General features: G+C 60.8%; 13 protein-coding genes. 4 read left to right on the top strand and 9 right to left on the bottom strand.

Annotated elements, in window-relative coordinates; all coding sequences use genetic code 11:
* Positions 1-665 precede the first annotated feature (665 nt).
* On the top strand, positions 666-1,250 hold the full coding sequence (locus tag VNX23_RS10460) for a hypothetical protein (protein ID WP_325629709.1): 585 nt from the start codon (positions 666-668) through the stop codon (positions 1,248-1,250).
* A gap of 409 nt (positions 1,251-1,659) precedes the next feature.
* Here VNX23_RS10460 and VNX23_RS10455 read toward each other — a convergent pair whose 3' ends face one another.
* A complete protein-coding gene (locus tag VNX23_RS10455; protein ID WP_325629707.1) occupies positions 1,660-2,088 on the bottom strand; it encodes a flagellar biosynthesis repressor FlbT in 429 nt (142 codons plus the stop codon).
* Between the two features lie 107 nt (positions 2,089-2,195).
* On the bottom strand, positions 2,196-3,413 hold the full coding sequence (locus VNX23_RS10450; RefSeq protein ID WP_325629705.1) for a flagellin: 1,218 nt from the start codon (positions 3,411-3,413) through the stop codon (positions 2,196-2,198).
* A 380-nt stretch (positions 3,414-3,793) separates the two neighbouring features.
* Between VNX23_RS10450 and VNX23_RS10445 the strand changes: the two genes are divergently transcribed.
* On the top strand, positions 3,794-4,354 hold the full coding sequence (locus VNX23_RS10445; RefSeq protein ID WP_325629703.1) for a recombinase family protein: 561 nt from the start codon (positions 3,794-3,796) through the stop codon (positions 4,352-4,354).
* 547 nt (positions 4,355-4,901) lie between these two features.
* On the opposite strand, the gene VNX23_RS10440 is transcribed toward VNX23_RS10445, so the two are convergent.
* The 6 genes from VNX23_RS10440 to VNX23_RS10415 all read right to left on the bottom strand — a co-directional run bounded on the left by VNX23_RS10440 (position 4,902) and on the right by VNX23_RS10415 (position 11,662).
* Positions 4,902-7,358 (bottom strand): AAA family ATPase, encoded by a 2,457-nt coding sequence (locus VNX23_RS10440; protein ID WP_325629701.1) that lies wholly within the window; start codon positions 7,356-7,358, stop codon positions 4,902-4,904.
* Complete coding sequence (locus VNX23_RS10435) at positions 7,355-7,690, bottom strand: hypothetical protein (protein ID WP_325629700.1); 336 nt, start codon at positions 7,688-7,690, stop codon at positions 7,355-7,357. Before VNX23_RS10435 ends, VNX23_RS10440 begins: the two co-directional genes overlap by 4 nt.
* A 241-nt stretch (positions 7,691-7,931) precedes the next feature.
* Positions 7,932-8,324, bottom strand: coding sequence for a hypothetical protein (locus tag VNX23_RS10430; protein WP_325629698.1), 393 nt, complete (start codon positions 8,322-8,324; stop codon positions 7,932-7,934).
* 305 nt (positions 8,325-8,629) lie between these two features.
* On the bottom strand, positions 8,630-8,974 hold the full coding sequence (locus VNX23_RS10425; RefSeq protein ID WP_325629696.1) for a helix-turn-helix transcriptional regulator: 345 nt from the start codon (positions 8,972-8,974) through the stop codon (positions 8,630-8,632).
* A gap of 377 nt (positions 8,975-9,351) precedes the next feature.
* The gene (locus tag VNX23_RS10420) at positions 9,352-10,668 is read right to left on the bottom strand and encodes a bifunctional folylpolyglutamate synthase/dihydrofolate synthase (RefSeq protein WP_325629694.1); all 1,317 of its coding nucleotides are present in this window, start codon (positions 10,666-10,668) and stop codon (positions 9,352-9,354) included.
* Positions 10,661-11,662 carry a hypothetical protein gene (locus VNX23_RS10415; RefSeq protein ID WP_325629692.1) on the bottom strand — a complete coding sequence of 334 codons (1,002 nt, stop codon included), beginning with the start codon at positions 11,660-11,662 and terminating at the stop codon, positions 10,661-10,663. The genes VNX23_RS10420 and VNX23_RS10415 overlap by 8 nt, the downstream gene beginning before the upstream one ends.
* A 345-nt stretch (positions 11,663-12,007) precedes the next feature.
* On the opposite strand from VNX23_RS10415, the gene VNX23_RS10410 reads away from it, so the two are divergent.
* Positions 12,008-12,781, top strand: a complete 774-nt coding sequence (locus VNX23_RS10410; protein WP_325629690.1) for a ferredoxin--NADP reductase — start codon at positions 12,008-12,010, stop codon at positions 12,779-12,781.
* Positions 12,782-12,839: 58 nt separating this feature from the next.
* Here the strand turns inward: VNX23_RS10410 and VNX23_RS10405 are convergent, their stop codons facing one another.
* Positions 12,840-13,124, bottom strand: a complete 285-nt coding sequence (locus tag VNX23_RS10405) for a hypothetical protein (RefSeq protein WP_325629688.1) — start codon at positions 13,122-13,124, stop codon at positions 12,840-12,842.
* A gap of 211 nt (positions 13,125-13,335) precedes the next feature.
* Here VNX23_RS10405 and VNX23_RS10400 point away from each other — a divergent pair, with 211 nt between their 5' ends.
* Positions 13,336-14,208 carry a patatin-like phospholipase family protein gene (locus VNX23_RS10400; RefSeq protein WP_325629686.1) on the top strand — a complete coding sequence of 291 codons (873 nt, stop codon included), beginning with the start codon at positions 13,336-13,338 and terminating at the stop codon, positions 14,206-14,208.
* The last annotated feature ends 200 nt before the right edge of the window (positions 14,209-14,408 follow it).

Genomic DNA, 14,408 nt, shown 5'->3' with positions numbered 1-14,408 from the left:
GGCGACAGGGCAGCCACCGAGACCCCCGCTACAAACTCCCGACGCCTCATAGCGCCTCCTGCCGCGGGATCTGAACGATGTTAGCGTCTCGGTTCGGGGGTCGAAAGGGACTCAAAAGCACCAGGTCCGCTTGGGGTCATTCGCTACCGTGCCAGCCGGTCCTGGCTGCCACTTAATGTCCGCTTCGCCCCCAAAAGCGGCGTGACGATTTAGCGTGTGCAAAATGTCGCGATGGGCCAAATCCGGAAGTCGGACGATCTTGCTTAATCATCTCGTCGGACGTAGCGCGAAGCGGCGTGAAAAATCCGTCTTGATCTAAATCAAAGGCACGCCGCCCTATTGCATAAAAGATCAGGCCTCGCGTGGGAGCGCCATCGAAATTTCGGGGGCACAGGAGTCTGATCAAAGTTACTCAATCCAGAACCAGCGACCGTGCATAAAGTCGGTTTGACTACCGGAGGCCCTTTCGCCGCGAATCATCTAGGGTGCCGATCTAGCCATTTCGCGGACCTCTATCGTGACCCTTGTTGGCCAGCGCGAAGCCGCAGGCGTGCCGCAGCATGTGGAGGTGAGCCTTGAAGCCCAGCTTGAGGCACATTCAATTTCCGTGCCGTGAAAAGTGGATCTGGTGATAATGTGGCGCCGATCATCGAAGCGAGGACAGCGTGACAGCACAGTCGCTCAAAGACCGGGTGGCGAAGCGGCTCAAGGCCACGGGGCATCCCAGGCGCCGGAGGCGAGACCGCTACAGCAAGCCATTCCGGAGCAAGCCCAAGCCGGAAGGTTATGTGTTCGGCAGACCGACACTGTACCGACCGGAATACTGTCAGCGCGCAATCGACTACATGGGACAGGGCTATTCCGTCACGGCACTGGCTGGGGAGTTACAGATAGCGAAAGAGACAATTTACCTATGGATACGCGAGCACGCGGACTTTATGCATGCCATAAACCGGGGCCGCGCGGCTCGTGTTGCAGCGCTCGAGGCCAAGCTTCTCACCACACCGCAAGGTGTTGGCGTGACGGCTGCAATCTTTGCCCTCAAGAACGCCGATCCCGACGAATGGCAAGATCGCTACAACACCGAGACCAGGGTGAACGTATCGATCGAGCACGTGTCGGACGCTGAACTCCTGGCTATCATTTCCAAAGGGCAGAACGCTCCTGCCTTGATCGAGGCCAAACCAGTCGAGATCGCAACAGACGTTACCGGCACTGCGCCGGCGCAGACAAACCGGCGGAATATATGAATTGGCCCGCGCAACCGCTGGTAAGGGAAAACGAATCGCGCTTCGCTTTTCCAGCATCGATAGGCGACAAGCGGCGGAATATAGGAACCTCGCGCGTACAACCTCCCATATAGAAAACGGAATCGCCGATTCCCTTTTCCACGATCCGTGAAGGGGCGTGAACCCATAAATCTGCCGGGCGCACCGCTCGCCAAATTCCGCTATGCCCCGATAGCAACCAAATTCCACGCCGCACCGAAATGACGCGATGTGCCAACAGCGGAAGTGCGCCCTTCACTCGATGACAAAATCTGCGCTGCCAAGCAGCGTCGCCGGGAACTCAGAACACTCAAACGCGCCCCGCAGCAATCGGTCGAGCGCGGGATCTTGCAATGTAAATTTCCGCAGAGATCTCCTGAGTGTATCCACGTCAGGTAAGCGCAGTAAGCGTAGCCCGGCGCACATAATTGGGAGGCTCGCTTCTATCCGCGACAAAAGCGGATGGTCTAATCAGTTTTTTGAGTCGCTTAAGCGCCTTATAGTGCTCGCCAGCATGAAACAGGGCATCCACTTGTTTTAGCTCGGCGTAAAAGGAGGGTTCCTCTTTGAGGGCTTGAACGACAAGGGCGAGGTATGAGCCCTGGAACTCCGCGAACGTCTGTTCGAGGTAGATCTTCTGCATGCAGCAGTACAGCTTTTCCAGGCAATTACTAGCCAACGCGGGCTGCAGGACATCCTTGGCGCGCATGACCGGCACGTCGCCCTCGAGAGCGAAATATGCTCTCTCATGAGAATTAATCAGGATAGTTCTGCCGATGTGCAGCTTTTCGAACGGGCCAAGGTCAAATCGCAACGGCATCAAAGAACTCAGTTTTTTCAGATCAACTGTTGCTGCACAAGAGTTAACAAACCAATAAGGCGGCGGAGTTGCCTCCGCCGCCCGGTGTTTGCTTATTTGAACTGTGATTAGCGCAGCAACTGGAGGACGTTCTGCTGCGACTGGTTGGCGAGCGCCAGCGCAGAGGTCGCAATCGACTGGCGGGTCGCCAGCGCCTGGCTGTTGGCCGCTTCCTCGTTGGAATCGGCCAGCGTCAGGTTCGACGAACCGGTCTGCAGCACGTTGATCAGGTTCTTGTTGAAGTCCTGGCGGATCTGCACGATCGACAGGTTGGCGCCGAAGGCCGAGGCCTGCGACCGCAACGTGACGCTGGCGGTATTGAGCGCCGTCAGAACGCTGTTGGCGGAGTTGGTGTCGATGAAGTCGCTGCCCGCGGTCAGCGAGTGCAGGCCAAGACCGGTCGGATCGAAGGTCACGCCCGTGATCGACACACTCGATTTGCCGGTTTCGTCGAACACCAGTTTCAGCGAATCGCCGTTCAAGAGGTTGACGCCGTTGAAGGACGAATCCTGTGCGGTGGTGGTAATCTGCGTTAGGATCTGGTTGTACTGGGCAACCAGTGACGCACGCGTGGCCTGCGACACCGGATCGGCAACCGGCGCGCCCGCGGCGACAAGGGCCAGTGTAGCGGTCCCGCTAAGCGCAATGTTGTTCGCAGCCGCAGTTGTTCCCAACGTAAGCGTTTGGCTTGCATTGTCATTGGAAGACGTCAGCGTGATCGAACCGTTGCTGGCCAATGATGCCGTCAATCCAAGGCCGGCGTTCGTAAGCGCGGTATTAAAGGCGGTAATCGAGTTGACGCCCGCCTTGTCGACCGTGATTGTGACCGGGCTGCCAGTGGCACCCTGAAAGATGAAGGTCTCGCCCTGAAGCGAGTTTGCGCCGCCGTTGGTCAGGTCGGTCACGCTACCGGCAACGCTGAGCGGACCGGCGCCGGTCGGCGCTGCGCTGGTCGCGGAAGCCTTGGTCGAATAACCGACGGGTTGCTGCAGCACCTGGTTGGCGATCGATTTTGCGGTATCGACCAAGTTGGACAGCGAGGTGATGCCGGTGTTGGCGGCCTGCAGCACCTGCACGCCGTTGCCGATGCTGTCGAGCAGGTTGGAGATGTCGCTGGCGCGGGCGTCGAGGCCGGCGGCAGTGAAGAAGTTGGTCGGATTGTCGAGCGCGCTGTTAACCTTTTTGCCGGTGGCGAGACGGGTCTGCGTCTGAGAGAGGAGGGAAGCGGTATCCTGCAGGGAGAGTAGGTTCTGGCGGACGGCCGCGGAGAGGGTGATGCCGGACATGTCATTTCCTTCTGGGTTTGGCTGTCAATTTCTTTGACACGCGTACGGATACCAATGAGCGCTTAACAACCTGTCTCGGAACACAGTTAACTTATTGTTCCGACGATAGCCGGGGCCGCTCGGCCACGAGACCGACGAAGGACAGGTAATGGCTTCGATTGGTGGCTCGCCTAGATGGACGGGGATGTCCATGCGCGAGGAAGGCGGCAACCCAGGCTACGGGTCTACGGGCGCGGTTGCGGTCGGCATGCGGCGCCGCGGCGCTGATGGTCGTCGCCAGCGCTTTTGTGTAAATATCAAGATATTCACACAGAACTATTGACCATTGAATCTCCGACGGTTATTTTGTGCATATCTTATGTGTGAAATGGATAGGCAAAATGACCATTTACGGATACGCCCGGGTGAGCACGACCGGCCAATCGCTTGAGGCTCAACTCACCGAACTACAGGCGGCGGGCTGCAAGAAGATTTATCAGGAGAAACTGACCGGCAAACACCGCGACCGCCCGCAACTCAAGCGCGCGCTGGAAGCTCTCGGCGAGGGCGACGTTCTAATCATCACGCGGCTCGACAGGCTCGCGAGGTCGTCACGAGATTTGCTAAACGTGATCAAGCAGGTCACCGACGCAGGCGCCACGTTCAAATCGCTCAGGGACCACTGGGCCGACACCACCACGGCGCACGGCCGCCTGATCCTGACCGTCCTGGCCGGTCTTGCCGAATTCGAGCGCGAACTGATCGTGGAGCGCACCGGCGAGGGTCGTGACCGCGCCATGGCCAAGGGCGTAGTATTCGGCCGCAAGCCAAAGCTGACGCATCACCAGCGCTTAGAAGCGATTGCACGGCGTAATGCTGGCGAGACGGTGCAGAGCATTGCGCAATCCTACAACGTACATCACAGCATGATCGTGAGGTTGGTCGCGGAGCACGGCGTCTAGAAGGCCGTTTGCCGGGTGCGGACGCGCTGGGTCAAGGTGTGATCGAATACAGCCTCCAATCTATCTACCGCTGACGATCTGGGCCGACCCACCGGAGGGGGAAAAATTTCCAAGTGAACTTATTTCGACAACGCCCTCCACAAAGTCGCCGCTCCCAAAAAGCCACCCCCCTATTTTCCCGTACCTCCCCAAAATTGCCGGGTGTAAAAAAAAATAGCCGTGATCTGTCTGAATTAGTCCGGGAGTGTCTGATGGCAGCAGTAATCAGTAAAGGTGGAAGCGCGGCATACGTGTTCTGGATCGATAAGGCCGATGAATGTCTCATTGAGGCCGCCAGAACAACCGGGCCAAGGCGATCAGGATTACCCCGGCGCATCGAGTGACCGGCACGCAACTTTTATGCTGCATCTGCGTGCGCCACCTGCGCCACCTTGGGTGGCGCAGCGGTGGCGCAAGTGGCCCACGCAACTGCGCCACCACCACCCCCCTATGGGGGGTGGGGGGTGGTGGCGCACGGGGCTGCTGTAAAAATCAGGTGGCGCAAAACTCAGACCTCCTCGGCCACCTCAACGAAGGTTTTGACCTTGCGCTGCTTATCCGGCTTATTGACTTCGACCAGCGCGCCTCGGCCGACCCATACCTTGATCATCCCCGCGACCTTGGCCTTGTCGGTCTTGTCGTTTAGGTTCAGCTTCAGCGCCTTCGCCACCGCCTTGCCTACCCAATCCCCGGCCTGAGCGTTCTTGCGCCACTCCCCGGTCCGGATTTCGGCGGCGACTTTCTCGAAGTCGGCATCGGTCACCCCGGCCATGGCATCCGGCCATTTCCATTGTGTCACCACCCCGACGCTGTCGCCGCCCGCAGCGTCGAGACGAGTGCCGTCCCCGAGAACCCCGATCGTCACGGCCGGGCCGTTGCCGAGGTTCACGCTTTCCAGCCTGAACCAGTCCGACCGATCGGCGGGTGGAGCGAGGTTCGCCTTGTCGTTGTAGGTCCGGAAATAGAGCCGGTGGTTTTCGACCCCCGCCTTCTCGCCTTCCTCCTTGGTCATCCGGCTCACCGCGCGCACCACGCGGCAGGCGTCGGTCTTGGCCTTTGCGCCGCGCGAGGTCTCCGTCGTCACCTCGGCCTCCGAGCTGCCCATCTTTCGGGTGTGGTCGACAAGGTGGATCGCGCAATTGCCGAGTTCGGCGACCTTGCCCCATTCCTTGACGACCATGTCCTGTGCGGTGTTGTCGTTCTCGGGGACTTCGTGGCAGGAGACGAAGGGATCGATGATCAGGACGTCGATCTGCTTGTCGATGATCTCCGCGACCAGCGCGTCGACCACTGGCCGCGCGATCCTGGGGCCTTCCCGGGTCATTGTCGCGACAACGAGCGATTGGTCGCGCCCGCTGTCCACGAACAGGCGGTTTCCGATGGCCTCGCGCCCCAGACCGTAGTGCTTCGCTACCGCCTGTATCTTGCGCTGGGTTTCCTCCTGCGGGTCTTCGAGGTTCCAGAGCCAGACGCGAAGCGGCTCCTTGGGCCCGACCCCGACGAGATCCATGCCCGAGACCTGCGCGACCGCTTCAGCGGCGATCAGCGACGACTTGCCGAGCCCGCCCGGGGCCACGGTGGCGGTGACGAACTTCCGGACCAGCAGGTGCCCGTATAGCCAGTCCCGTGGCGTGATGTCGGCCGGCTCGATCCATTCGTAGGGCGTGGCGGTGATGTTGGGTCGCGGGACACCCGATGCGCCCCCACCGGCCTCATCCGCTTCATCCGCCTCGTCGCGCTCGCGGAGCAACTGGGCGATGAACTCACCGATGGCAGCCGTGGCGATGGCACCCCTCGGGTCTTCGTAGCGCCAGCCCGGCTCGTGCTGGCGGGCGCGCCAGACCAGCGAGCCGAAGCCGAGCCGTGTTGGCGGCGATCTGAAATAGTGCTGCCAGCGGGCCTCGGTGTTTGCGACGTCGTACCGTGGCGACTTGGCCGACCAGTCGTGGAACGCCGCGCGGCCCTCCTCCGAACCGTCGGTCGAGGCCCAGATCGTCATCCCGATTTTATTCCAGTATTCCCAATGGTAGATTTTGGGGTCCTTGTCGTTCGGGATGGCCGCCAGCGCCGAGGCAACCATCCCGTGATCGGAGGCCTCGCGGCGGCCGCTGATGCTGCCGACGCTGACCGGCTCGACCACTCCGACCTCCGCGCGCAACCGCTCCAGCGACTCTGCCAGATCGATCTCGGTGTCCTCGGCGAGTGCTGCGACCCGCGCCAGCTTCGGGTTTTTCTTGCGATGCCAGCTGCCGGGCCACCGCAGCGGGTGCACAATGGAATTAGTGGTGGGATCGCCGCCGACCAGCTTCGCCGCCAGCGCGCGGGCCTGGTACAGCAGGGCCAGTTCCAACGGCGTGGCCGCGGGCTTTTTCAGCCGCCAATGCAGATGCAGCTTCGGCTCGATCTCGCCGGTCTCGCCGTTGATCCATTCGCCGCCGCTTTCGACCACGACGGTGGCAGGTCCGAGCAGGGCTTCGAGGGTGGCGCGGGCGGCAGCCGGGGTCTGGTCGCACTCGGTCGAGAGCGCGACGCCTTCGCGGATATTGTCGGCCTTGGCGTCGCGGTGGTCCTTGAAGGTCGCAACCGGCGGGCAGAACACCGCGGGCTCGTACCAATTCGCCGCCTGCTGCGCCCGGATCAGCATCAGGGGGACGAACTCGTAATCGTCCAGCCGGAGAGCCTGTATCAGGACGGGCCGCTTATTTTTGCCGTTATCCACGAACACGCGGAACGACACGAAGCCGTCGCGGCGCGCGTTCCTGAACATGACATCGACGAACCCGACCAGCGCATCGCGGTCGGGGATCAGTTCTTCAGGCTTGTCGGACGGCGGATGTGATTTGCCGTTGCTATGCGGCGTGTCGACCGGGCTCGCGTCGTCGACAGGCGTGTTGCCTGTCGCCTTGGCATCGAGCGGCATCGTCGGATCGTTGTCGTTGTCGTCGATGGGAGGCGAGCCGCTCACGACCGCACCTCCATGATCAGACCGACCACCGCGGCGGCCAGTGACAACGGCTCGCCGCGCTCGCCGCGCGTCAGCGCGTGCTGGATGGTTTCGAGCGGAGCGCCGAACTGCAGGGCAATCGAGATCAGGATCGCCGCGTCCCATGCCAAGACCTCGGTCTGTCCGCCGATTTTATGCGCGCTGACGAACACCTCGCCGATCAGACCGTCCGGATAGTATCCGATGCCGACCGCGAAACTCTGGCCCCAGAAATTCAGCTCGAACGTGGTGCTGGCGCGCCGCTGCGGCAGGCGGCGGCGGGCGGCGGGTAGCAGTATCGTTACGTCGTTCATCCTACGCCCCTCCGGCAGCGGCTTGCGGGCCGCGGTTTGAATTCCTTTTCCTGTTTTCCTGTTTTCCTGTTTGCCCGCAGGCAGCCGGGGTCACCGGCTGCTTACGGAGTTGCCTGCGAGGGGGATGACGCGCTAAAGAGAGGGGGTTGTTGTGCCTTCTCTTCGGCGTTGGGCCGTTACCCGTTCGCCGCAAGATTTTGAAGTAGCGAACGGCGGCCCAACGGGTCGCCGTTTTCGTATCTCAGTCCTCTCCCTCGGCAGCCTCGACGAAATGCGCGCGGTGCGGTGCCCCGAGCGTCAGCATTCCGCGCCGCGGCGGGCCATCGCAAGTCAGCATGCGTGGCGGTTGATGAGGCGCAGCGAGTGTCATCATCCGACGACAACGCTCCGCGACGGTCGCAATTTGTTCGCGCGTCAGCGTTACATCGCGGTGTCCGGCCGCGTGAAGTTCAGCGATAGCGCAAACCTGTACGAAATCGGCGTTCAATCCCTTGCCGTGGCGGATGCAGCAGCTCGTGCAGAAGCACACGAGCTTCGCGCCATGCCAGCTCAGAAAGGGTGGTCGCAGGCCGCCCCCGCACAAATTGCAATTCCCGTATTCGTCGTCGACGCCCGTCGTCGTTATCACTGCCATCGTACCGTCTTCCGTGGTTTTATTGGTTTCGCGCTCCGGCACGTCGTGCGCCGCCCAGACCTTGCGCAATTCGCAGCGCAACGCCGCCCGCTGCGCGGTAAAGCCGATGCCGCATCGGCCTTGGCTTCATCGCTGTCGTCGTCGGAATGGGTCATCGCCCCGCTCCGGATGGCTCGTGTCGCATCAGCCTGCGGCGCAGAAAAAACGGGCAGCTCAGCGTCGATGCGGTGGACACCATCCTGCCGTTCGGTAGCCGGAGCCGGAGATGCCCGCTCCGCGCGGTCTCGACCTCGGCAAAGGGAAATTCACGACGCAGTTCGCGTTCGAGCTTGCGCATCGCGCTGCCCTCCCGCGTCGCGTCCACGAAATTCGTGCTGTCCGAGCTGTCGTCGCGGCCGGTTCGCGATCCAGTCGTGGATCTCGTCGGCGTGCCACGCAATCGTCGAGCTGCGGCCGCCTCGCGGCCCGAGTTCAAGGGGAAGCGGAAACATCCCCGCGCGCATCCACTCCCACAACGTCGAGTATGCGAGCCCGCCGAGCAGCTCCAGAACCTGCGGCTTGAACATCAGCGGCTGGCCGGGCTTGATCGGCGCGTCACGGGTACGCTCAGGCGCACCGGCTTCGATTGTCTTCGCTTTGGGTTTACGCATCGCCTCACCACCATGAGCGCGCCCTTATGGGACGCGCGACAAAAACAGAAACCGAACAGCGCCTGTTGCTGTTACCTGTTACCTGTTTTCCTTGGTGGGGGGCCTGTTTGCCGTTTTGCTGTTCGAGCGCAGGTGACCTGCGTCTGCTTAATTTCTATTCGGAGACGGCACCGAAAGTCCAGCGCAAAATTTCTGTGGGTAAGCGCATAGAAATTTGCGCAAAGCGCGCACCCGTCGAGCCGCCGCGCAGGCGTTAGTCCGCCGTTAGTTCGCCACTCCGGCGATTGACAGAAAGCGCTGGTAGAGAAGGACTTCTGCGATTTTGATCCTTAACAAGGCGTTAACGGCAGCCCCTGAGCCTTCAGAAGCCTAAGCCTTCAGAAGAAACTCAGATCCTCGGCGCGTCCGCCGCGCGCGACCGCGGCGTACTCGATCGCCGTGAACAAGCCGCCGGCCACGTAGATTTTCCGGTTGAGGGATGCAGCCAGGGTGCGGCTCACGTGGAAGGCATCGGCGACCGTCGCTGCGACGTGAACGTCGGCCAGCGGATTGGTCTTGCGCGCGGCGGACGCTACCGCCGCCGCGTCGCCGCCCTTGTGACGGGCGCTGGTGCAGATAATGGTGTCGAAAGAGGGTGCGAGCGCGCCCACGATCTCCTGCGATTTCTTGTCGAGGGAAACGCCGACCACGAGGATCCAGTCCAGCGCGCCATGGATTTCCCGCAGGCTTGCGAGCGATTGCCTGATGCCGTCGGGCGTGTGACCGACGTCGATGACGGTCAGCGGGTTTTGAGCAATGGCTTCGAGCCGGCCCGGCCAGCGTGTTCCGTGTAAGCCCGACCGCACCGCGGTTTCGATCCGGGCAAAATCTTTTTCCTCCGACGCGCGGCCCAGCCAGCGCAGGAACAGCGTAATCGCAATCGCCGCGTTGTTGAACTGGAATGCGCCGAGAAGGGCAACCTCCAGCGACGGGAACTCGTAGCGTCCGGAGGTGAAATCGAAGCGCGGGCGTGACGCGGAGGCGATTTCGCCGTCGATCCTGATCTCGTCGCGGATAAACAGGCTCGCGACCCCGCGATTACGATTATATTCGAGGATATGCGGCCGCAAACTCCGGCAGTTCTCGCCATAAACGATGGTCCCGCCGGTGGCACAGGCGTCACTCTTGTCCGAGACGATCATTTGCAGTGAATGCCCCAGCAGGTCCACATGTTCGTAATCGACCGATGTGACGGCGGTCAGGTGCGCTCCGATCAGGCGAACCGGATCGTAGCGTCCGCCGATGCCCGCTTCGAACACGGCGAACTCGCATTGACTCTCCTGGAAGTAAAGGCAGGCAAGCGCAAACATCGCCTCGAACGCGCCGAACTTCTCATCAGGGCGCAGCGAAACCGCCGTCATCGCGGCCCGGACCCGTGCAGCCAACTGTCCGAGAGGTTCGTCGCCGATCGGCGTACCATCAAGCTGAAAGCGTTCATTGACGCGAAACAGATGCGGTGAAGTGAACAGTCCCGCACGCAGTCCGTAAGCCTGCGCGATATTGGCGCAGAATGCGGCGGTCGAGCCCTTGCCGTTTGAACCGGTCACGACGACGGAGTTGCGCGAAAGCCTGGCGCGGTCCACGGCAAGGACGTCGAGCAACGCCGCCAGCCGGGCCAAACAAACGCCATCGCCGTATTTTGGCAGATCAAACATCGAGCAAGCCAAGGATGGAAAACGTGTGATGCCAAATCTTCAGGATCAGATCGGCCCGATCCACTTCTTCCAAAAAGCGGATCGACGGATTTGAATTGACCTCGATGATCCGCAAATCGTCGGGATCGCCGCCGATGTCCGCAAAGAGATCGACGGCAGCAACGCGCAGGCCAAGCGCCCGCGCCGCGTCTGTTGCCATGGCAACTATCTCGGCGCGCGGCTGTTCCAGCTCCATCGTGCCGCCAGCGCTGAAATTGGTCCGCCCGGGAATCTCCCAATGCGTTCCCGCGCCAAGCACGGTATCGAGCAAGGGCTCTGTCATCGTCACGGCGATCGGCGAAAGGCCGCGCGCCTGCAAGTCGCTGTTGTGCGCGACCAGCAGGTCGCGGATCGATCGCACGCCGTCACCCAGCAGGAAAGGCGGATGCTTTCCGGCGCCATAGACGATCTCGCCGTCGAGCAGGAAGATCCGGTATTCGCGGCCCGCAACGATCGGCTGGATCAAGACTGAATCGTAATGTTGCGCGACCCGGCTCAGATATCGATCGAGCGCGGCTTCGCCGTGGACGATTTCGGCAAAGTCGCCGCGCGATCCCGTCAGCGGCTTCGCGAACGCGGCAAAGTGCAGTCCGCTGAAACAGGCAAGGGCGTCCTGACGCTCATGGCCTTCAGGGCGATGGGCGCGATGCCTTTCACTCAGGAAGAAATATTCGCCGCCGAGCGTGGCGATGCCGGCATGTTCCAGAATTCTGTTGGCGAAATATTTGTCGGACGCAAGTGTCGCCGCCGTGGAATTGTTTTGCGGATACCATGAGCACCTTCCGGCGCCGAATTGAACGCTTTTCGTTTTCGACGTTACGCTGAACAAGAGCCCCGTCCCGCCGTCGAGATCTCGAAATTTCAGCTCGAAACGGCCACAGGCATATTCGGCGTAGACCGACTGGTCCGGATAAAAGGCGGGTTTTCCCACCCGAAGATCCCGCAAATTACGCATGCACGGTCCGGCGATCTGGCATTCCGGAAGTTTTTGATGATTTATCTCTAGCGAATTTTTGCCGTGGGCGCGGCAATTAACTGCTCGATTGGTGCGGAATTCGGCAAGTAAATTGCGCGCAATTCGCTTCCCGAAGAGGGTTTGTAGCAAGCGCCATTTCCACCGGCTGGCCTTGCGTTTTTGTGACGTCAATCGCCCGCCTGCACCTGTTGACTATCTCCGATATTGGGCTAGTTGAAGCGCAATTCCTCAATCTTTGCAGGGGTTTTTTGCCTCAACTGTTCGTCTTTTGGGGCCGATCGACCTGTTCGTTCTATCGCAAGAAAAATCGGAAAAATAAAACACATGAGCGCGTTTTATAGAGAGAAGGTTCTTTCTGTCAGGCATTGGACCGATACGCTTTTCAGCTTCAAGGCCACCCGCAACACCGGCTTCCGATTCCAGAACGGGCAATTTGCGATGATCGGGCTCGAGGTCGAGGGCCGTCCCCTGATGCGCGCCTATTCGATGGCGAGCGCCAATCACGAAGAGGCGCTCGAGTTCTTCTCGATCAAGGTTGCCGACGGACCACTGACATCTCGCCTGCAGAAGATCAAGGAAGGCGACATCATCCTGGTCGGGCGCAAGGCGACCGGCACCCTGGTTGCCGACAATCTGATCCCGGGCAAGCGCCTGTTGTTGCTGTCGACCGGCACCGGGCTTGCCCCGTTCGCAAGCCTGATCAAGGACCCGGACGTGTACGACAAGTTCGAAAGCATCATTTTGGTGCACGGATGCCGGCAGGTTTCCGAACTCGCCTATGGCGAAGAGCTGGTGGCGACGCTGCGGGACGACGAATTGTTCGGACCGCTTCTGGAAGAAAAGCTTGTCTATTATCCGACCGTCACCCGCGAGCCGTTCCGCAATCGCGGCCGCATCACCGACCTCATCACTTCCACGCAGCTGTTCAATGATATCGGCCAGCCGCCGCTGGATATCGCCGAGGACCGGATCATGATGTGCGGCAGTCCCGCAATGCTGGAAGAGCTGCGCCAGATGTTCGAGGCCCGCGACTTTACCGAGGGCAGCCACGGCGAGCCCGGCCACTTTGTAATCGAGAAGGCTTTCGTCGAGCGCTGAGGCGGCAGCGCCGGCGCGACAAAGCTGCGCCTCTCGCAAACCCTCGATCAAAGATCACCTAATCGACGATGAAAAGCCTGGCGCCGGTTCTGGTCGATGACCGGTGCGCGGCATCGCGAAATCGGATACCTGATAGCTCATGCCGGCGGAAAGCGTTTAGTGTCCTTTCGATTCCGAAGGTCGCAAACGAGGTTGCCGCAAAATGATGCGAACTTCGGAATCGGGACACTAGATCGCCGATGTTCAGGGTGCGCCAGTAAGCCTCGCCGCTCCCGCCCGGATGCATGATGGGAGCGACCTGGCTCCAGTCCGTGACCGTGAAGGGCAGCGCCGGAATTTTCATTCGGCAGATCCTTCCGTGCTCGCATCGACGGTGGTCCGACAATTCGGAGAAGAGTGCACCCCGTGGACGGATTGATGCCAGGGCTGAAGGGCGGTGAGGCTGGTTGCGCACGCCTATCGTTGATGATGCGGCAGGTCCGCCTCTGCTGTAAAGTTTCGGGGAACATGGTTGCGACTGGGTCGACGCGGTGATTGCGGAAGAGAACAAAACCTTGTCTTTGGTCAGCCGGGACGTGCGGGAGAAAACCGCCTTCGTGCTGGCGGGCGGCGGCAGCTTTGGCGCCATTCAGGTCGGCATGATGCACGCGCTCGCCGCCAACGGCATTACCCCGGACATGGTGGTCGGCTCCAGTGTCGGAGCCCTGAATGGCGCCTATTATGCCGGCAATCCGACATTGAAAGGCGTGTCGCAGCTTGAAACCATCTGGCGCGGCCTGCGGCGAGCCGACGTCTTTCCGCTGACCCTTCGCACCCTGTTCGGATTTGTCTGGCGGCGCGATTTTCTGATTACGCACGACGGCATTCAGAAGCTGATCGACGATCACTTGCCTTATCGCAATCTTCAGGACGCCAGACTCCCCGTTCACATCGTCACCACCGATATCGTTTCCGGTAACAGCGTCGTGATCTCGGATGGACCGGCCGACGAGGCGATTATCGCTTCCACCGCGATTCCGGGCGCGTTTGCGCCTGTCCGCTACAAGGATCTGTATCTGGCGGACGGTGCGATCTCCTCGAATACCCCGGTCAAGGTCGCGGTTACCAAAGGCGCGCGGCGCCTGATCATTCTACCGACGGGTTACGCCTGTGCCGTTGAGAAACCGCCGGTCGGCGCGGTCGCCAATGCACTTCATGCGCTAACGCTTTTGATCACCCGCCAGCTTGTGAGCGATCTGGAAAATCTCTCTCCCGACATCGAGTACTTCGTGGTGCCGCCACTATGTCCGCTGGTGGGATCGCCTTACGATTTTTCCCGAACTTCCGATCATATCGAGCGTGCGATCCGAAGCACCGAGGCCTGGCTTCAGAAAAGCGGCCTGGAGACGTCAGGCATTCCCGGCGAGATACGCCCGCACGGCCATTGAGGTGCCGCGGTGCAATTCATGCCTCACCGGCAAGGAATAAAGCGATGGCGTACCGGGTCTATGGTTCCAGGCCGTCAGGCCAGGTTGCACTGCGGAACTATTGGCCTGTCGACCCGGCCAGACGACGGATTGATTATGCTCGGCATGATCCGGTAGCCTCGCGCCGGTCGATTGTCATATCCATGATCGATACCGGCGAT

This window comes from Bradyrhizobium sp., from assembly GCF_035570375.1.
GTDB lineage: Bacteria > Pseudomonadota > Alphaproteobacteria > Rhizobiales > Xanthobacteraceae > Bradyrhizobium.
The sequence above is the reverse complement of the archived record's forward strand: the minus strand, read 5'-3'. Positions and strand labels throughout refer to the sequence as shown.

What these genes read in the sequence shown, in the direction of transcription:
- VNX23_RS10405 (WP_325629688.1), bottom strand. Translation starts at nt 13,124, where the DNA reads ATGAAAATTCCGGCGCTGCCCTTCACGGTCACGGACTGGAGCCAGGTC.
- VNX23_RS10415 (WP_325629692.1), bottom strand. Translation starts at nt 11,662, where the DNA reads ATGCGTAATTTGCGGGATCTTCGGGTGGGAAAACCCGCCTTTTATCCG.
- VNX23_RS10430 (WP_325629698.1), bottom strand. Translation starts at nt 8,324, where the DNA reads ATGGCAGTGATAACGACGACGGGCGTCGACGACGAATACGGGAATTGC.
- VNX23_RS10435 (WP_325629700.1), bottom strand. Translation starts at nt 7,690, where the DNA reads ATGAACGACGTAACGATACTGCTACCCGCCGCCCGCCGCCGCCTGCCG.
- VNX23_RS10455 (WP_325629707.1), bottom strand. Translation starts at nt 2,088, where the DNA reads ATGCCGTTGCGATTTGACCTTGGCCCGTTCGAAAAGCTGCACATCGGC.
- VNX23_RS10445 (WP_325629703.1), top strand. Translation starts at nt 3,794, where the DNA reads ATGACCATTTACGGATACGCCCGGGTGAGCACGACCGGCCAATCGCTT.
- VNX23_RS10450 (WP_325629705.1), bottom strand. Translation starts at nt 3,413, where the DNA reads ATGTCCGGCATCACCCTCTCCGCGGCCGTCCGCCAGAACCTACTCTCC.
- VNX23_RS10420 (WP_325629694.1), bottom strand. Translation starts at nt 10,668, where the DNA reads ATGTTTGATCTGCCAAAATACGGCGATGGCGTTTGTTTGGCCCGGCTG.
- VNX23_RS10410 (WP_325629690.1), top strand. Translation starts at nt 12,008, where the DNA reads ATGAGCGCGTTTTATAGAGAGAAGGTTCTTTCTGTCAGGCATTGGACC.
- VNX23_RS10425 (WP_325629696.1), bottom strand. Translation starts at nt 8,974, where the DNA reads ATGCGTAAACCCAAAGCGAAGACAATCGAAGCCGGTGCGCCTGAGCGT.